This window comes from Xylanibacillus composti, assembly GCF_018403685.1.
GTDB lineage: Bacteria > Bacillota > Bacilli > Paenibacillales > K13 > Xylanibacillus > Xylanibacillus composti.
Map to the genome: position 1 here is coordinate 16,195 of NZ_BOVK01000049.1, position 18,744 is coordinate 34,938.

Annotated in this window: 18 protein-coding genes; 16 read left to right on the forward strand and 2 right to left on the reverse strand. The window is 50.4% G+C overall.

The window, feature by feature from the left end; translation table 11 throughout:
* The first annotated feature begins 64 nt into the window (after positions 1 to 64).
* The 4 genes from XYCOK13_RS16135 (at position 65) to XYCOK13_RS16150 (ending at position 1,656) form a co-directional block, all read left to right on the forward strand.
* Positions 65 to 478, forward strand: a complete 414-nt coding sequence (locus XYCOK13_RS16135) for a hypothetical protein (protein ID WP_155618882.1) — start codon at positions 65 to 67, stop codon at positions 476 to 478.
* 16 nt (positions 479 to 494) lie between these two features.
* A complete protein-coding gene (locus XYCOK13_RS16140; protein ID WP_269058397.1) occupies positions 495 to 968 on the forward strand; it encodes a DUF6042 family protein in 474 nt (157 codons plus the stop codon).
* Between the two features lie 84 nt (positions 969 to 1,052).
* Positions 1,053 to 1,448 carry a hypothetical protein gene (locus tag XYCOK13_RS16145; protein ID WP_213413270.1) on the forward strand — a complete coding sequence of 132 codons (396 nt, stop codon included), beginning with the start codon at positions 1,053 to 1,055 and terminating at the stop codon, positions 1,446 to 1,448.
* Between the two features lie 25 nt (positions 1,449 to 1,473).
* Positions 1,474 to 1,656 carry a hypothetical protein gene (locus XYCOK13_RS16150; RefSeq protein WP_155618885.1) on the forward strand — a complete coding sequence of 61 codons (183 nt, stop codon included), beginning with the start codon at positions 1,474 to 1,476 and terminating at the stop codon, positions 1,654 to 1,656.
* 67 nt (positions 1,657 to 1,723) lie between these two features.
* Here the strand turns inward: XYCOK13_RS16150 and XYCOK13_RS16155 are convergent, their stop codons facing one another.
* The gene (locus tag XYCOK13_RS16155; protein WP_213413271.1) at positions 1,724 to 4,315 is read right to left on the reverse strand and encodes a DEAD/DEAH box helicase; all 2,592 of its coding nucleotides are present in this window, start codon (positions 4,313 to 4,315) and stop codon (positions 1,724 to 1,726) included.
* A 517-nt stretch (positions 4,316 to 4,832) separates the two neighbouring features.
* Here XYCOK13_RS16155 and rpsR point away from each other — a divergent pair.
* Positions 4,833 to 5,108 carry a 30S ribosomal protein S18 gene (gene rpsR, locus XYCOK13_RS16160; protein ID WP_213413272.1) on the forward strand — a complete coding sequence of 92 codons (276 nt, stop codon included), beginning with the start codon at positions 4,833 to 4,835 and terminating at the stop codon, positions 5,106 to 5,108.
* Positions 5,109 to 5,186: 78 nt separating this feature from the next.
* Here rpsR and XYCOK13_RS16165 read toward each other — a convergent pair whose 3' ends face one another.
* Entirely contained in the window at positions 5,187 to 5,591 is a 405-nt protein-coding gene (locus XYCOK13_RS16165) for a thiol-disulfide oxidoreductase DCC family protein (protein WP_213413273.1), read from the reverse strand.
* Positions 5,592 to 5,821: 230 nt separating this feature from the next.
* Between XYCOK13_RS16165 and XYCOK13_RS16170 the strand changes: the two genes are divergently transcribed.
* The 11 genes from XYCOK13_RS16170 to XYCOK13_RS16220 all read left to right on the forward strand — a co-directional run bounded on the left by XYCOK13_RS16170 (position 5,822) and on the right by XYCOK13_RS16220 (position 18,733).
* Positions 5,822 to 6,151: a MazG-like family protein gene (locus tag XYCOK13_RS16170; RefSeq protein WP_373314429.1), complete on the forward strand. Its 330-nt coding sequence runs from the start codon at positions 5,822 to 5,824 to the stop codon at positions 6,149 to 6,151.
* 4 nt (positions 6,152 to 6,155) lie between these two features.
* Positions 6,156 to 7,067: a DUF2232 domain-containing protein gene (locus XYCOK13_RS16175; protein ID WP_213413274.1), complete on the forward strand. Its 912-nt coding sequence runs from the start codon at positions 6,156 to 6,158 to the stop codon at positions 7,065 to 7,067.
* Between the two features lie 21 nt (positions 7,068 to 7,088).
* Positions 7,089 to 9,050, forward strand: a complete 1,962-nt coding sequence (locus tag XYCOK13_RS16180; protein ID WP_213413275.1) for a DHH family phosphoesterase — start codon at positions 7,089 to 7,091, stop codon at positions 9,048 to 9,050.
* Entirely contained in the window at positions 9,047 to 9,493 is a 447-nt protein-coding gene (gene rplI / locus XYCOK13_RS16185) for a 50S ribosomal protein L9 (RefSeq protein WP_213413276.1), read from the forward strand. Before XYCOK13_RS16180 ends, rplI begins: the two co-directional genes overlap by 4 nt.
* A 49-nt stretch (positions 9,494 to 9,542) precedes the next feature.
* Positions 9,543 to 10,904, forward strand: a complete 1,362-nt coding sequence (gene dnaB / locus XYCOK13_RS16190; protein ID WP_213413277.1) for a replicative DNA helicase — start codon at positions 9,543 to 9,545, stop codon at positions 10,902 to 10,904.
* A gap of 162 nt (positions 10,905 to 11,066) precedes the next feature.
* Positions 11,067 to 12,353 (forward strand): adenylosuccinate synthase, encoded by a 1,287-nt coding sequence (locus tag XYCOK13_RS16195; protein WP_213413278.1) that lies wholly within the window; start codon positions 11,067 to 11,069, stop codon positions 12,351 to 12,353.
* Between the two features lie 157 nt (positions 12,354 to 12,510).
* Positions 12,511 to 13,158: a hypothetical protein gene (locus XYCOK13_RS16200; RefSeq protein WP_213413279.1), complete on the forward strand. Its 648-nt coding sequence runs from the start codon at positions 12,511 to 12,513 to the stop codon at positions 13,156 to 13,158.
* A gap of 144 nt (positions 13,159 to 13,302) precedes the next feature.
* Positions 13,303 to 14,787: a M23 family metallopeptidase gene (locus XYCOK13_RS16205; protein WP_213413280.1), complete on the forward strand. Its 1,485-nt coding sequence runs from the start codon at positions 13,303 to 13,305 to the stop codon at positions 14,785 to 14,787.
* Positions 14,788 to 14,916: 129 nt separating this feature from the next.
* Positions 14,917 to 15,639: a response regulator YycF gene (gene yycF / locus XYCOK13_RS16210; protein ID WP_213413281.1), complete on the forward strand. Its 723-nt coding sequence runs from the start codon at positions 14,917 to 14,919 to the stop codon at positions 15,637 to 15,639.
* A complete protein-coding gene (gene walK / locus XYCOK13_RS16215; RefSeq protein ID WP_213413282.1) occupies positions 15,636 to 17,447 on the forward strand; it encodes a cell wall metabolism sensor histidine kinase WalK in 1,812 nt (603 codons plus the stop codon). Before yycF ends, walK begins: the two co-directional genes overlap by 4 nt.
* Positions 17,448 to 17,452: 5 nt before the next feature.
* Complete coding sequence (locus XYCOK13_RS16220) at positions 17,453 to 18,733, forward strand: YycH family regulatory protein (protein WP_213413283.1); 1,281 nt, start codon at positions 17,453 to 17,455, stop codon at positions 18,731 to 18,733.
* Positions 18,734 to 18,744: the final 11 nt, after the last annotated feature.

The following is an 18,744-nucleotide window of genomic DNA, read 5'->3' on the forward strand; positions in this document are numbered from 1 at the left end:
ATGTATATTGTTATTTTCACTTATAAGTGATATCATTTTGCTAATATAACCAGGGGTGAGCAAAATGATTCCAAAAGTCAGATCAGTGGAGTCACTGATTCTAACGAATCAATCGTCTGAAAAATTTGCAGTTCGATTTCGGAAAATTATATTTCACAAAGATGCTCAATTCTTGATCCTTCAGCGGGAAGAAGAACACTACGTGATGAAAATAAAAAGTTGCAATGGTACAGTTAAACTAATTGAATCAACTAAGGAAGAGTTCGATGAATTAGTAGGTATTTTACGTGAGGGGTATGAAAAGACTTCATCAGCCCCTGACTTGACAGAAGAATTCTGGGTTGTGGGGATAAGCTTCAACAAAGTCGAAAATAATAACGGCCGTTCTTCTGAATTTATGATTTCTGGGGATAAACCAATTGATATTCTCCCTTATATTGTCCAGACGGGTGCAGAACATGTATTCTTTTCAGAATGATGCTATGAATTTTATAATGAATGGCAGGGTTACTGTAAGGGGGCTCGCGCAATTAGGGCTTATCCCTAAAGGGCAATGTGTGATTCCTAACCGGTTTTATGAGGGAGGCTGGGGGAGATGGCTTCCTATGCCGAATATTACGTTATTGCCCTACTTTAGTGTGGCTGTAGCAAGCGGTTTTAACTGGGAAGAAACAGTCGTTTTCATGGAAAGAAAGGTAAAACAAAATACGTTTATTAACCTAGACGAAAAGGGAATGGATAGAAGAGATCATCAGGATGATGAGGTTCAGACTTTATATGAGAGGGAAGCTGGAATCAAACGAAAATTACAGGCCAATGGATTCCTGTATCCAAAATCGATACTTGACGTTCTTGATCTCTATGTGGCTTTGGGATTAGCGTTCAAGACCGAGGACCAGCAGGGACAATGGTGTCTAGACATGATTATACGCCCACTTCGTAATATCGATGAGGTACTAATCAATTAACTTCAGATGAAATGACCGGACTGTTTCCTGGGTGAGGACAGTCCATTTCTATATAGGAAATCCAGTGCAAAAAAGGGTGGAAACATGACACTATTGAATGAAACAGAAAAAGTGAAGCTTTTGATCGGTTTGTTTGAGAAACATCTGGCAAAACTTCCGAATGAGAGCTCATTTAGAAACTACATCGAATCAATTCAAGACTTCTTAAAAACCGATGATTCTATCCTTCAGAAGGAAGCAATTTCTAATAGTATTCTGTTCTTTGAAAACTTAGAGCAACACAGTATTTCAGAAATTGACTCTTTAATTAGTTATTTTGAAAGGTACTTGGAAGAGTTGGAGGCCGATCTACAAGGTGATCTGCAAAATGAATTCTTGAAAGGGAAAATCAAAGGTATTAAGCATGCATTAGTGATCATCAGAATGATGAGACATGGCCGCAGTTACCAAGGAGAAGGAGTAAATATAATAATCGATTGATGCTACCCGGGGGAAGGATGATTGGATGAAAATAACTAGTACTCAAGCAATTGGTTATTTAATCGCGGCAGTCAACAAAGTTAAATTCCCGGACGCAATGGATGCTGCAAATCTCGTCCTGACATTTGAAGAGCTACTTAACCAACTAAGCAACGAAGAAGCTGAACAGAAATATAGGGAAGTATGGTTAACGCATAATCAAGAATAATTAATCACACCTAAAATGAGCCGAGGGCCAAATATCCCCTCGGCTCTTGCATACCGTTATACTATGTTCAACCCAAAATCGTTAGGCTAGAAATAGGTGACATTTTGAGACGCTCTTTTATCGATAAAGGATCCATTCCATTTTCTCGGTAGGCTATGATTGCCTTTTCACGCCACATTTCGTCGCCTTCTCCTGGGAAATCAAGGCGCAATCTTCGGATGACGGCAATTGATTCATGTGCCCATTTCACGAATGATTCTTGATTCCAGTATGCAACATCTCTAGCGATTGTTACCGCGGCACTCTCCACGGAGTTTGACGGTGAGATAATGACTCGTACAAATTCGGTATTTTCCGAGATGCCGGGAACTTTTTTCGATATCCAAGTAGGATGATCATTCGCTTGTCTTACTTTATACAGAGATATAGGTTTTTTCCCATCCGTTTCGGTGTAGTCTTCGGCGGTCAAACAGAAATCTCCAACAATCCACCAAGGGTCTGGTCCCCCGTCTTCATCGGTGTTATCAGCGTTGTAGCCAAGTAACCGACCCAAATCAACGTGGGCTCTTTCAAAACGCTTGCTGTCGGTTTGGTCGGCAAGTCCTGATAGAATTTCGTTAACCCGATTTTCGAATTTTCGATCATTCGTAGTGCCCATTTTATTCAATTCAAACTCTAGTCGTTCTATAAGTACCGGGGTGTATGGATCTTGATCTTCCACATGTCCCAAGGAGTCAAACTCAACTAATTTTCTCAGCCAGGGTACTGAAGAAGTACAATTGGCAGCTTGATTAAAGCGTTGTTGCGCGATCGCCTTAAAATTTTCGTTTGATTGACTTGCATACCAAGCGGCGCAGCCGGCTAAATAATACCAAAAGCCCCGGTATCCTTTTAATGCGTCACCACTTAATAGAGATGTTACACGATTAGCATTTTCTAACGCTCTTTCGTAATCACCCGACCACATCGCTTCTTGGTAAGACAATTCAAATGAAACTGCTTTCTCGAGCACATCAATATTAGGATCAGGAGCTTGTTTTGCTCCTTGTCTTCTAACGATAATCTGTTGATCAGCAGCCCGCCATTCGGGGCTGTTTTGCTTCAGAAATATTCTGTACATATCAAGGAAATCTTCAACACTATTTGCCTGTTTAGATTCTTCCCGACCAAAACTTAACTCGGCTTGTAATTCGGGATGATACAACTTTAAATTTTCATGTTGTAACAATCGATTCGAAAGATCTTCACCATAGATGCAGACCACAGAATAATCTGTTGCACTACGTGTACAGCGACCAATGGCTTGGACTAGTCGAGTTCTGATTCTTTCTCGGAGAAGCAATTGCGCTGACATCCGAGATTCTAAGAATCGTTCTTGTAAATTAGATGCTGAAGGTAATCCCCACATTACTTCCAGTCGGCATTCATCTCCGGCCAGATTAATGCCGTCATAACGATTTGCCAAAATGGCAACTGCATTCGTATGGGATGTAAAAGTATGTTTTGTACGTTCTATATCCTCTGCTAAAAACACAGTCCTATCTGTATTGGTATTAAACCATTCCATTAAATATTTTTCTGATGAGTCGTCTTTAACCAATAGAAGTGCACGTGGTGATTCTTTAACTAAATTTACCATCACCTGGCCCGACTCTTCTTTTATCCCTGATGTTTCTGGGAAAAAGAATAAACGACGTCCGATTCCATGCTTATCCCAGCCCTCCGGTGCCTTAATTCGTTCGATATTTCTACGACCTGTAATACGTTCCAGTTCACCGCCCGATCCTAATGTAGCAGATAAATATAAACGTTGTTTGGCTGATGAAAATGGAATAAATGTGGTTGAAGGTGGAATAATAGGACGGATCAATATCTCATTCCAACTGACATACACATGGCACGCGCGCAAGTGGTTTCGCAAAACGCGCCAATCGTACTTCAAACCGTCAATTCCCGGCGTAGCTTCATCTAAGAGTGGTATGACTTGAGGAATCAGTTGCGCAAACTTCGGGGTCGGCAATTTTTCAACCCAACCTTTATCATCAGGCGTAGCTGAATCCGATTTCATTCGCTGATATTGTTCAAGTGGCATAGAATGTTTGAATGTCTCAAGCAACTGGTGGTAGAGATTCCCATGTTCGAAACGGTTAACTTGCATAGACCAAAATTTAACGAGATAATTTTCTGCAGCGTGAGCATCGTCTAAAATAATGAAGTTGGGATTATCGAAGAATGGCCCGGAATTAAACAAGCTACTGTATGTTGTTACCGCGATTGCTTCCCCATCGCGGTAGGCAGCCTTATCGAGTGGATTGTATTTTCTATGTGAACCAGTAAAGGCAATCGGATGAATGTCGTACTTATTCTTTGCTTCCTCCACAACTTGGTGCACTAATTGCTTAGTTGGGCAAAGATAAACCACGCGTTCATGTTGCATACGTCGCCGATATTCTCCTATCAATATACCAATCAAAGTTTTCCCGCTGCCTGTTGGCAATTCCATAGCCACATCGGGAACATTCATTTTCCCTTGGTAAACGCGTAATACATCAGCTTGATGGGAAAGCAGACCTTCAATTTTGCGATTTCGTAAATCCAATAATAAGGCTTCCGGACTTTCAATCGATGTCCCACCTTGATAATTTGATTTGAAACCCATAGTGACCCCCGCCTAACAAATATTTACTGTTATTATACACCAGGATTGTCCACCGACAAAATAAGGATTGAAAAAAGAGAACTCAGTGAAGTTGAAAAGCATTTGATTTTTTAAGGTCGGATGTATTATTTTTAGAAAAGTGTATTAGTACGCATAAATTTCTCTTGCAGGTTAAAGTTTATTTATTGATGTTTTGTTTTTCCTTATTCTGAAACCTTCATTATAATTGAGTCCTTATTATGTTAATTACCTTTGTAGGGTTTATTAATGAAGGAACACAAAATTTTGAGCTTAGGAGAGACCTTCGAATCGAATCGTGAAAAAAATTTGATTTTCGCTTTGGATTGAGTTATATTATTACAAGCGACTTTAACAGGTGGCACAAAAAAATGTGCCAATCGAAAAATATAGAGAAAAATGCAGTTAAATCAAGGGAATCGGAGTTTGGCACAAGTGTCAGAGTGCAGAACTGCCGTTCTAAAGAACGGACTGGAACTAGGAAGGAGATGAAAAGAACATGGCATACCAAAAAAGAGAAGGCGGAGAAGAGCGCGGCGAGCGCAGATTCGGCGGCCGTCGCGGTCGCAAGCGTCGCAAAGTGTGCTACTTCACCGTCAACAAGATCACGCACATCGATTACAAGGATACCGATTTGCTGAAGAAGTTCATCAGCGAGCGCGGCAAGATTCTTCCTCGTCGTGTAACCGGTACAAGTGCGAAGTATCAGCGTCAACTGACAGTAGCAATCAAGCGTGCCCGCCAAATTGCGCTGTTGCCTTATACAACGGAATAACACAGCCATTGGGAAAAGCCAGATTGCTTGCGCAGTCTGGCTTTTTTTGAATATATGGGGGCGAAAAAAGCGATAAAGCTACTCCAGAAACCGACTGCGAAATTCCGGCTTGGGAAGCATGCAGCTTTCGCTTTTTCCAAACCATTTGTATCGATTGCGGGCGAGGACATCATAGAATAAATTGCGCACTGGTCTCGGGATGACCAGCAGCCAGGCGCACATGCGCCAAGCTCCGCTCAACTGTTTGCAGATTTGCAAGGCGGCATCGGATTTGTAATACGCTTGATTGTTCTTAATAAGCACAATGCTATTGATGGAGGAAGGAACTTCATAACGGTCCATCAGCTGCCGGCCTGCATCCCCTTGCTGGGAGGCGAACTGAAAGCAGCCGTTGGGATCGCGCTTCAAGATGAATTGGACACTGGCGTTGCAGAAGTTGCATGCGCCATCGAAGAGGATGACTGCTCGATCCTTGCTGTGCATCTGCGTTCCCTCCTATCTATACGGAACAGGGTTGATTTTTGAATAGTGTAAACCAGGCAGGAATGTTTGACAAGGGAAGACGAAAAGGCAGCGAATAAGCCGATTGGTAACGGGATGACGGCATTTTATGCTATAATTAGGGCCAAAGCATTTGGGAAGGGGAAGTTCCTTGATGCTTGGCAGCCGTGAAGCAAGCGTCACGGAACAACGCGGATCGGAGGAGCGATCCTATGAGGGAGCGTTTCGATGTGAACAAAGTGAGTCCGGAAGTGGATTTGGCAAAACGGGCGAAGGTCATCGAATGGTTGAAGACTGAGGTAGTGGATCAAGTTTCCCGTCTGTTCAAGGGACTGTGGGAAGGAAGCACGGCCAAGATCACTGATAGCCTGGCCAGCATGATTGTCAGCTGCTACATATTGGGCAGAAGATTGGGCGTGCCGTACCACAGCCTCGATGATGCCATCGTCGACAAGTTGAAGAAGCACAAGGAAGAAGGGCACCAGCTCGAAGATTGGTATCAAGACATCTCGACGCTGGAAAATCATATGCGTAAGAGGTGAAACTGTGCGAAAGAACGGAGTCCCCTTGCTATGGGGCATGATTTGGGTCTTCTTGTTGATGGCGTCCTTTACGCCATTCGTGATCGTAGCATTTCCGTTTATGATGATCCCGGCAATTGTCCTGTATGGGGAGCGGGGAAGGAATACCTTTGCGATTGTTACACTGGCAGTGGCAGCAGTTGCCGGGTTGTTCGTCAGCGCATTCGGCCCATTCGTCGTGATGCTGACGTGGGCGATACTCGGATTTTTCGCTGTGCCGTCAGCGGTTATGGGACGGGGGTATCATCAGAAGAAGTCGGCACGCAGTGTCATAACGGGCGGCGTGTTGGCTTTGATTGCCATGCAGCTCGTGTTGTTTGTGCTGCTTTTTTCCGCCTATCCGAATCTGACATCGGATTTCCGCCAGTATCTGAAGGACAGCATGGATACGATGCCGGCCTTTATCACGGTGGAGCTGGGGGACGCGTATATTGACAGATCGGTAGATATGATGATTCAGATGATCCCTTTCTATATGTTGGCGCTCGCCGGCTTTTATACGCTGATCAGTCACGCCTTTGCGCGGCGCATTCTTGATTCTCGCGGGCATGCCGTACCCGGGCTGCCGCCTTTGCATACGTGGCGCTTGCCGAGGTCATGGGTTTGGTACTACTTGATTGTTCTCTTGATCGGCATGTTCTGGAATATGGAGAGCGATTCGTTTCTGACGGCCGTTTATCATAATTTGTATCCGCTTCTGCTGTTGGTATTCTCTGTACAAGCGATCTCGTTCCTGAGGTTCATGACCAAGGAAAGAAAATGGAATCGGGCCATTCCGATTCTCGGCATTGTGGTGGGGCTGTTGATGCCCCAGGTTCTCAGCTTGCTCGGAGTGATGGATACAGCGTTTCCCCTTCGAGACAGGATGAAAAAATAGTCAGGGTGGTGGCTCGTTGATATGCCGAAGTTTTTGCTTCGCAGGTGGCGCGGACTCCCGATCATGGCAGGACTCATCCTGCTGACGCTGTTCACGGCTGCGCTGTTTTTCTTACATTGGTGGGCCGGGCTGGCGGCATTGCTTGCGGTCGGCGTGCTCATCTACTATGTGCTCGCAGCTGAGCAGGCTTTTTACAAAGAATTGAATGACTACATTATGACGTTGACGCATCGGGTAAAAAAAGCAGGCGCAGAGGTCGTGCAGGAGCTGCCGATCGGGATGATCGTGTACAACGAGGAAAAAGCCATTGAATGGCATAACCCGTATGTTGGGAAGATATTCGATCAGGAATCCATTGCGGGGGAACTGCTGGCGGATGTGCTCCCCTCGCTGAAATCGGTGAAGGACAAGGAAGAAGAAATCCACGTGACGGTAGGGGAAGAACATTATCTTTGCATGGTGCGTCCGGAGGATCGCCTGATCTATCTGTACAACATTACGGATTATACGGTTCTGGCCAAGCGGTATGAGGAGGAGCGGCTGGCTATTGGCATCCTGATGCTGGACAATCTCGACGAAGTGACGCAAGGCATGGACGATCAGTCGCGGAGCTTGCTGCTGGCCAAGGTGATCGGGGCTATTACGGAATGGGCCAATGAAAACCATATCTTCATACGCCGCAGCGCGTCCGACCGGTTCTTCATCCTGATGCATGCCAAAACGCTGAAGAAAATCGAGCAATCGAAGTTTGACATTCTGGATGAGGTTCGCGATTTGACCGGAGACTTGAAGCTACCGCTTACTCTCAGCATCGGGATCGCTACCGGCGCGGATCAGCTGCCGGAGCTCGGCTCTCTTGCGCAATCGAGTCTGGATGTTGCTTTGGGACGCGGCGGAGACCAGGCGGCTGTGAAGTCTGGACAGCGGCTTTCCTTCTACGGGGGAAGATCCAATGCGGTCGAGAAGCGGACGCGTGTCCGGGCGCGGGTGATTTCCCATGCGCTGCGCGATCTGATGAAGGAAAGCGACAAGGTGATCATTATGGGTCACCGTTATCCCGATATGGATTCCATGGGTGCGGCAGTTGGCGTACTGAAGATGGCCCAGCTGTGCGGCAAGGAAGGCTACATCGTGCTGGAGGGGGACAATCCTTCCATCCATCGCATGCTGCGGGAATTGGAGCAGCATGAGTCGATTCAGAAGTGGATGATTACGCCGGAGCAGGCGCTGTCCATCACGCATCAGCGGTCACTGGCAGTCGTTGTCGACACTCACAAGTCCTCGATGGTCGCGGAGCCCAAGCTGCTGCAGCAAACTGGTCGCATTGTGGTGATCGACCACCACCGCCGCGGCGAGGAATTTATTGATGATGCTGTTTTGATCTATATTGAGCCTTATGCGTCTTCGACTTGCGAGCTCGTGACGGAGCTGCTGCAGTACTTGCAGGATCGCCTGTCTATGGAGCCCATTGAGGCGACATCGCTCCTTGCCGGCATTGTGGTAGATACGAAAAGCTTCTCCTTGCGCACAGGCGCCCGCACTTTCGAGGCGGCATCCTTCTTGAGAAGGAATGGTGCGGATTCCGCACAAGTGCAGCAAATGCTCAAGGAGGATTTGGACGAGTTCATCGAGAAGTCAGAGATTATCAAGCACACGGAAATATGGGATCCGTGCATGGCGGTCTGCGCGGCGGAAGACGAACACAAGTATTCCCAGTTGCTCATTGCCAAGGTGGCTGATACGTTATTGAATATGACGGATATTGCCGCATCCTTCGTGATTGCGGAACGGCCGGACGGCCTGATAGGGATTAGCGCCCGCTCCTTAGGCAAAGTCAATGTCCAGGTAATCATGGAGCAGCTTGGCGGCGGAGGCCATCTGACCAATGCGGCTGCGCAGCTGGAGGGCACCATTGCCGAGGCGAAAGCGGAGCTGAAGCGTGTGCTGCAAGAAATGGATATCAGAGAGGGGTTATCGGAATGAAGGTAATTTTACTGCAGGATGTCAAAGGACAGGGCAAAAAAGGCGAGGTCAAAAATGTTTCCGAGGGCTACGCCCGCAACTTTTTGTTCCCGAGGGGCTTGGCGGCAGAGGCCAATGCCAGCAACATGAAGCAGCTGGATCATCAGAAGAAGGCTGCTGACGTGCGCAAGGAGAAGGAGCAGGAGCAGGCGGAGGAGCTGGCGAAGAAGCTGGAATCCCTTAAGATCGAAATCCGCGCCAAGTCCGGGGAGGGCGGTCGTCTGTTCGGTTCGATCACGAGCAAGCAGATCGCCGAGGAACTGGCTGCGAAGAAGATCAAGATCGACAAGCGGAAGATCCAGCTCGATGAGCCGATTCGCTCTCTCGGCGTAACGCAGGTGCCGGTCAAGCTGCATCCGAATGTGACTGGTACGATCCATGTTCATGTTGTCGAGGAAGCTTGAGAGCTGACTAAATCGCAGGCAAGTTGTCCAGATTAAAGGAGACGTCCAGATGAATGAAAGCATGTTGTTTGATCGCACGCCCCCGCAGAACGTAGAAGCCGAGCAGGCCGTGCTGGGGGCGATCCTGCTCGATGGCGAGGCGTTGGTGACCGCGATGGAGCGGCTGCAGCCGGAGGACTTCTACCGGGCTTCGCATCAATCGATCTACGAGGCGATGCTGGAGCTTGCTGAAGAGCAGGAGCCGGTCGATCTGGTCACGTTGACGGCCAGATTGAAGGACAAGCAGCTGCTGGAGGAAATCGGCGGCATCACCTACTTGACCGAGCTGGCGAATGCCGTGCCTACTGCAGCCAATGTGGACTATTATGCAAGATTGATCGAGGAGAAGTCTCTGTTGCGCAGACTTATTCGGGCGGCCACGCAAATTGCCAGCAGCGGTTATGCCAGCGAGGAAGATGTGACATCGCTGCTCAGCGATGCAGAGATGCGCATCATGGAAATCGCCAACCGCAAGAAGAGCAGCGGGTTTATCGCCATTCGCGATGTGGTCATGGAAGTGTTCGAGCGTGTGGAATTCCTTAACCAGAACAAGGGCGGCACAACGGGCATCCCTTCCGGCTTCCCGGATCTGGATAAGATGACCTCCGGCTTCCAGCGCAGCGATTTGATCATCGTCGCGGCGCGTCCCTCGGTCGGCAAGACCGCCTTTGCCTTGAACATTGCGCAAAATGTCGGGGTCCGCGCGAAGGAAACGGTCGCTATCTTCAGTCTGGAGATGTCGGCGGCGCAGCTGGTGCAGCGGATGGTGTGCGCAGAGTCCAATGTGGATGCGGGACGCATGCGAACCGGATATCTGGAGGGCGACGACTGGGAGAAGCTGACGATGGCGATCGGCACCTTGTCCGAGGCGAGCATCTATATTGACGATTCGCCGTCGATTACCGTGGCCGACATTCGGGCGAAGTGCAGAAGGCTGAAGAAGGAAAAGGGTCTCGGCATGATTCTGATTGACTACCTGCAGCTGATCCAGGGACGGGGCAAAGGGGACAACCGGCAGCAGGAGGTTTCGGAAATCTCGAGAACCTTGAAGCAGATCGCCAGGGAGCTGGAGGTGCCTGTCATAGCCTTGTCCCAGCTCAGCCGGGGCGTTGAGCAGCGGCAGGACAAGCGCCCGATGATGAGCGACCTGCGGGAATCCGGTTCGATCGAGCAGGATGCGGATATTGTCGCTTTCCTCTATCGCGATGATTATTACGATCAGGAGTCCGAGAAGAAAAACATCATCGAAATCATCATCTCCAAGCAGCGGAACGGACCAGTTGGCACGGTGGAGCTGGTGTTCCTCAAAAATTACAATAAATTCGTCAGTCTGGACCGTTCTCACGCCAATATGGCGGAAGCGGCAGGATAATGATGAGAATAATAGTGTAAATTCCGAACGATTGAATGTACAGGCATTTGATCGTTCGTTTTTATTGACTTTCAAGTGAGCGACTGCTACACTAAAATTGCTGCCTGCAACCGGGCGGACATTCCAGGAGCGCGAAGGCTCCCTGAGCGAGGGGATTTATCCATGTCAACCGTTGTCGTCATCGGTACCCAATGGGGCGATGAAGGAAAGGGCAAGATTACCGATTATTTAGCAGAATCAGCCGAGGTTGTAGCCCGTTACCAGGGAGGCAACAACGCCGGACATACGATTTTGATTAACGAACATAAATATAAGCTGACATTGATCCCGTCCGGGATTTTTTATGCAGACAAAACATGCGTCATCGGCAACGGCACCGTTATCAATCCGAAGGCGCTGCTGGATGAAATCCAATACATTCATGACAATGGCTTCACGACGACCAATCTGAAGGTCAGCGATCGCGCGCATGTGATCATGCCGTACCACCTGCTGCTGGATGAGCTGGAAGAGGAGCGCAAGGGCGACAACAAGATCGGTACGACGAAGAAGGGGATCGGTCCTTGTTATATGGACAAGGCTGCGCGCAACGGCATTCGCATTGCCGACCTGCTCGACGCCGACCACTTCCGCGAGAAGGCTTCAGCGCTTATCGCAGACAAGAACAACCTGATCAAGCAGGTTTATCATCGCGAAGGACTGGATGCGGAAGCGATTATTCAGGAGTATCTGGGTTACGCGGAACAGCTCCGGAAATATGTCACAGACACGTCTGTCGTCTTGAACGACGCCATCGACCAGGGCAAGCGGGTGCTGTTCGAGGGAGCGCAGGGCGCTATGCTGGATATCGACCAGGGCACGTATCCATACGTCACTTCCTCCAACCCGATCGCGGGCGGCGTCTGCATCGGCGCAGGCGTAGGGCCTACGAAGATCCATCAAGTCATCGGCGTGGCCAAGGCATACACAACGCGCGTAGGCGACGGCCCGTTCCCGACCGAGCTGCATAACGAGATTGGCGATGAAATTCGCGAGAAGGGCCACGAATACGGAACCGTTACAGGACGTCCGCGCCGCGTAGGCTGGTTCGACAGCGTCGTTGTTCGCCATTCCCGCCGGGTGAGCGGCATCACCGGCTTGTCGCTGAATTCGCTTGACGTGCTGACCGGTCTTGAAACGGTCAAGATCTGCACGGCTTACAAGATTGGCGATGAAGTGATCGAGCATTACCCGGCCAGCCTGAAGACGCTGGCGCAGTGTGAGCCGGTATATGAAGAGATGCCAGGCTGGAAGGAAGACCTGACCAAGGTACGCAGTTTGGACGAGCTGCCCGACAATGCGCGCCATTACTTGGAGCGGGTGTCCCAATTGACCGGCATACCGATTGCGATCTTCTCTGTCGGACGCAACCGCGAGCAGACGAATATCGTTCGTCCGTTATACGCCTAATCCCTAATCCGCGAACCGTCTTTTCGTTCTTATACGAACGAGAAGGCGGTTTTTTTTTTCGCCGTTGCGTGATTGAAAGCGGAACAAATGCGGCAATACTGGTACAAGATGGCCGTATTTGATTCGGCGAGGACTAAGAGGGCAGGGGGCACAAGCAATGCGCATGTTGGGCTGGATCAGCCGATTGCTGTTGACAGTACTGCTGGCAAGCACCGTATCCATGCTGTCGACATGGACCGTCATGCAGATGTATGTAGAACGGGTGCTGGAATCCTTCCAGCTGCCGGGCGATCAACTCGATGTGAAATTTACGGACTTTTTGGCACAGGCTGTGAGGCAGCTGCCTGGTGAGACAGGCTCCGCCGGCAATTCCGGATTGCGCGAGGAGGTGGATCGCATTCTCGAAGTGAATGATCCGATGGCATTTGAAGAAGAAGAGGAGGAGAAGCCGGTACAAGGAGGGGCAGAGACCGGGTCCGGAGACCAGAACGGCGAGGAGCCTCCTATGCCCGATGCAGTGGCTGTTTGGGGCAGGAGCATTGGGGAGGAGGAGCAAGCCCAGGACCAGTTGTTCATCAGCATGGAAGAATTCAGCGCAAAGCGGGAAATGCTGACAGATGACGACAAGTGGACGATCTTTTCGCTGATTATGACCAAGCTGCCCAAAGAGGAACTGCAAATGATATCGACAATTATGGAAAATGGGCTGACGGAATCGGAGATGATCGAGCTGCTGTCTATTCTGGAAAGCTATTTGGATGCTTCGGAAATGGAGCAATTGCTCGAAATCGTGAACAAATATTAACGGCTCTCATGCAATATTCGTCTTTATGGCGACAAGAAGCCTCACAATCCGTTCACAAGATGGGGATTGCCCGGGGATTCTGTCATGTGGTAGAGTATATAAGGGAGAAAATCAATCCAATATACTAGACCAAAGGAGACGAATATGAAAGAGTTCTGGGGGAACTTGGGGCAACGACTTGCCAACGCGGTCAAGTCAGCCGCAACCTGGACGGTAACTTACAAGGTTCGGATTGCAGCCTGTGTAGGCACAATCGGCCTGGTAACAGTCGCCTCGGTAGCGGGTAACGCCTATGTCGAACGCAATACGATTGACGTTTGGCATGTCTATGTGAACGAACATCAAGCGGGAACGGTATCGGACCCGCAAATCATAGAGTCTTATGTCGAACAGCGGTACAAGCAATTGGAAGAACAATATCCCCAAGTACATATGGTACTGAATGATGAGGATATCAACTTTGAGAAGGAGACCTCCTTCAAGCCCAAAACAGATGATGACGGAGCCATTCAGAACTTAGCGGAATTGCTGGAGCCGAAGTCGGTCGGTGTTGCGCTTAAGATTAACGGTGAGACCGTGGGCATTGTCAAGGATCAGGAGACGGCGGACGCGATCCTGAATCAGATCAAGCTTCACTTCACAGCAGCCGACCCGGACGAGGCAGTCCGGAACGTACGTATTTTGTCTGAAGCGGAAGCGGCGGAAGCTGTGAAGAAGAGGGACAGCGAATACGAATCTATTGAATTCGTGGAAGAAGTAGATGTTGATGTCGTTGAGAGTTTCGATCCGGGCCAAGTGGCCGATCCGCAGGAATTGGTGGACAAGCTTATCACAGGTGATGTAGCTCCTACCGTCTACGTGGTGAAGGAAGGAGACTGCATTTCCTGCATTGCCAGCAAGCTGGATATTTCGGAGGAAGAAATTCGGGCCAAGAACCCGCACATCGAAAATGACAATATTTATATCGGCGACGAGCTGGATGTGACGATTCTGCAGCCTCACTTGTCCGTGAAGACGGAGGAACTGGTGGAAGAGTTGCACGATATCCAGTATGAAACCATTTACAAGCAGGATGACGAACTGAAGATGGGCAAGACGGTTGTCGAGCAGCAGGGGGTTAACGGCAAGCAGCTGCTTACCTTCAAGCTGACGAAGATCAACGGCATTGAGCAAGAACAGGAATTGATCAACAAGGAAATTATCGAGGAAGCGACGCCGGCCATTGTGCGAAGAGGCACGAAGGTCATTCCAGGCGAGGGCACCGGCTCGTTCGCATGGCCAGTCAGCGGAGCGAAGATTTCCAGCAGCTACGGCATGCGCTGGGGCAGCTTGCACAAGGGCATCGACCTGACATCGAAGAACAAGACGATCAAGGCATCCGACAACGGGAAAGTGATTCATGCGGGAGAGAAGAGCGGCTACGGGAATACGGTCATTATCGATCATAATAACGGATATCAGACGCTCTACGCTCATTTGAAGTCGATTTCTGTATCGGAAGGCTCTGTAGTGGAGAAGGGCGAGGAAATCGGCATTATGGGCAGCACCGGCAACTCTACCGGCGTTCACCTGCATTTTGAAGTACTGAAGAACGGCACCGCCCAAAATCCGGTCAAATATTTGCCTTAAGTCATGAGATAGCAAGAGACAGTGTCAACCTTTGACAGCTGTCTCTTTTCTATTCTTTTTATGCTAAAATAATAGGATAGAAAACAGGGGGCGTACACATTGGATCGGATGATAGGTGGTGCGTTGCGTATGGCGAAAATATTGGTCGTGGACGATGAGCAGCCGATAGCCGATATTCTGAAGTTTAACCTGGAGAAGGAAGGCTATGAGGTAGTCTGCGCATTCGACGGGCAGGAAGCGATTGATTTGGCTTTTTCGGAGAAGCCGGATCTGATTCTGCTCGACTTGATGCTGCCGTTGAAGGATGGCATGGACGTCTGCCGCGAACTGCGGGCCGGCAAGCTTCATATGCCGATCATTATGTTGACGGCGAAGGACACGGAGCTGGACAAGGTACTGGGTCTGGAGATGGGCGCGGACGATTATGTGACGAAGCCGTTCAGCACGCGCGAGCTGTTGGCCAGGGTTAAGGCTCACCTGCGCAGGGTGGCGAAGCTTGAGACAGAGCCGGAGCAGCAGGCGCAGGCGAGGAACGGCATTCGCTTGGCGAATCTGCTGATTGATCAGGACATGTACGTCGTCTACAAGGACGGCGAAGCGCTGGATCTGACCCATCGGGAATTTGAGCTGGTGCAGTATCTTGTCCGCAACAGCGGCAAGGTGATGACGCGCGAGCATCTGCTGCAGGCTGTCTGGGGCTACGAATACCTGGGCGATGTGCGCACGGTTGATGTGACGATCCGGAGGCTGCGGGAGAAGATTGAGGATGACCCGAGCAAGCCGGAATACATTATAACGCGGCGCGGTCTGGGCTATCTGATGCGCAATCCGAAAACCGGTGGGCCTGCATGAAGCCGCTGCGACTGTTCGGTTCGATTCAGCTGAAGCTGATCATCATTTACGTTCTGCTGATCCTGATCGCGATGCAGTTGATTGGCGTCTACTTCGTCAATACGGTCGAGAGCTCGTTCACGAGCAACTTCACCCAATCGCTGAACAATCGGGTGGATTTGCTGACGCAATATGTCGGTCAATATATGTCCGGACAGACAGAGCGGGAGCAGGGCGAGGAACGGACAAGCTATGACGACTTGCATGATGTAGTCAGCAATTTCAACAAGATCAGCGGGGCCGAGGTGCAGGTGCTCGATACCAGCGGCGTCATTCTGGTATCCTCCAACCCGATGCTGGTAGGGCAGAAGAAGACGCAGCCCGAGATAGCGCAGGCGCTTCAAGGATTCAGCTACGAGGAGAGGGTCATAGAGAACGGGGTGCGCAAGCTGGCGCTCGCCTATTCGGTGAAAGCAGGCAACCGCATTATTGGCGCTGTCTATGTGACTGCCTCCATGGAGGAAATGTACGGAACGATCAACAGCATCAATCAGATTTTTATAGCCGGCACGTTGATCGCACTGGGATTGACGGCGCTGCTTGGCATTCTGTTATCGAACACCATTACGAATCCGATCAAGGAAATTACCCGAACCGCGAAGGCGATGGCCGAGGGCAGCTTCAATCAGCAGGTGCGCGTCAATGGCAATGACGAGATCGGACAGCTCGGACAAGCCTTCAATTACATGGTCAACCGATTGAAGGAAGCGTTGTCGGCTAACGAGGAAGAGAAGGATAAGCTGGCCTCGATACTGGCGAATATGAGCGATGGCGTCATCGCCACGGATGATATGGGCAAGATTATCGTCATGAACAAACGGGCGCGCCAGATGCTTCGCCTGTCCGAGGAAGCGGTCGGAAGCGAAATCTCATCTGTGCTCGGCATGGCCAAGCCGGAAATCGACCGGCATGTGCTGGGCGCCCAGCACACGGTGATGATTGAGCTTGGAGCAACGGAAGAAGAAGAGGACAGCGTAGTGCGCGTTACCTTCACGCCGATCTATCGGCGGGAACGGCGCATTTCGGGGACAATCATCGTTCTCCAGGATGTCACCGAGCAGGAGAAGATGGAGCGCTCCCGGAGGGAGTTCGTCGCGAACGTGTCCCACGAGCTGCGGACGCCGCTTACCACAATCAAGAGCTATTTGGAAGCGCTGCAGGACGGCGCTATTGACGAGAAGGAGCTGGCGCATCGATTCGTAGGCGTGGCGAGCAACGAGACGGAGCGGATGATCCGCCTTGTAACGGACCTGCTGCACCTGTCCCGATTCGATTCCAAGCAGACGGTGGTCACAAGAGAGCCTACAGATATCGCCGCGATGCTGGAGGAAGTGGCCGACCGCTTCTCCTTCCAGCTGCAGCAGCGGCGCATCTCGATCCAGGTATATGCGCCAAAACCGCTTCCGCCTGTGCCGCTGGACCCCGATCAGATCGACCAGGTGCTCGATAATCTCGTCTCTAATGCGATCAAGTATACGCCGGAAGACGGGACGATTACATTGGAAGCGACCCAAGTGGAAGGCGGGCAAGTGGAAGTTGCCGTGCAGGACACCGGGGTCGGCATTCCGAAGAAGGATTTGCAGCATATCTTTGAGCGATTCTATCGAGTAGACAAAGCGCGCTCGCGTAATATGGGCGGAACGGGGCTTGGTTTGTCCATTGCCCGGGAAATAGTCAAGGCGCATAACGGATTCATCTATATTGAGTCTGAAGTGAACAAGGGCACGCGCGTGTCTTTCACACTGCCGCTCGAGGTTGAAGGAGAGTGAGAGGGATGAAAGAGAAGCTGAAGTCGGCGCTGCTTATTGTATTGGTGGCAGGCAGCCTGATGCAAAGTTATATGCTTGCGTACAATCAGCCCAACTTCATTCCGATCCGGGACACAGAATATATTCGCGCAGAGCTGGCCGGTGCTGAAATGGGCGTGGAGGATGTGGTGTTTCCCAGTGAGATGATCCTGCACTTCGGCGAGGAGCGCCATACGCTGCTGTACCCCAAGCATTATTTCTACGAGGAAATTTACGAGATGCTGACAGAGCGGAGCTTCCAAGGGGTACGCCCGATTGCACGGTATATGAATGACTGGAACGCCATGCGGAATGAGCGCAAGGGTCTGGAGATTACGTTCCACGACGGACTGCCGTTCTCCGTGCTCCGATCACTCTTTCGGATCGAAGGAGAGGTCGATCATGCGAATGATCATATAGACCGCATCTGGCTGACCGCAACGGAGCGGGAAGGGGAAGTGAAGGCATACTTTTTCGCGGATCGGGGCTTTAACGCTTATGAGGCTGCCCGCGTCGACATGAGCGCGCATGAGCTGGCGAGGTATGTGGAGCTGGGCAGCTACTTGAACGAGCTAAACAACTTCAGCCTGCTGTATGGCAAGTATTATGTGCCGGAGCAGCCGCTGCACATCCCGATTATAGAGCTTCCTTACTCCACTCTTACGCCGCAGCAGATGCAGAACAGCCTGTTTATTGATCCGAGCATTAGCCGAAACTTGCTGGAGCGGGATGGCACAGAGATTTTTACAGATGGGAAGCGGGGACTGCAAATCGATCGCATGAACCAATGGATGAACTATTCCGATCCTGTCGCTCCGGCGCCGGGGCGCGCAGTTCCGGAAGAGAGTTTCCTGACCGCGATGCAGTTCATTAACCAGCACGGAGGCTGGAACGGCAGCTATACGACGGATATGTTCAACCAAGAATGGACGCAGGTCATCCAGTACCGCCAGTACTACGACTCCTACCCGATCTTTTCTCTGCCGGGCACGCCTTTTGGCTATATGCGCATCGTGCTGCAGCAAGGCGTTGTCTCCAATTATGAACGCTCGCTGATTACGCTTGATTATGAGGCGAGTCCGGAGCGGGAGGAATACCTGCTCGCCGGCGGCGAATCGCTGGAGCAGATGCTGGAGCGCTATGAGTACAATTCGGCGGTGGAGCGGGTCTTCCCCGCTTACCAGGCTCACATTAAGGAAGATACCGTTCGTCTGGTGCCGGTATGGGTTGTGGAGCTATTCGACGGCGAGGTCGACTTTCTGACATGAGGAGGCGAGAA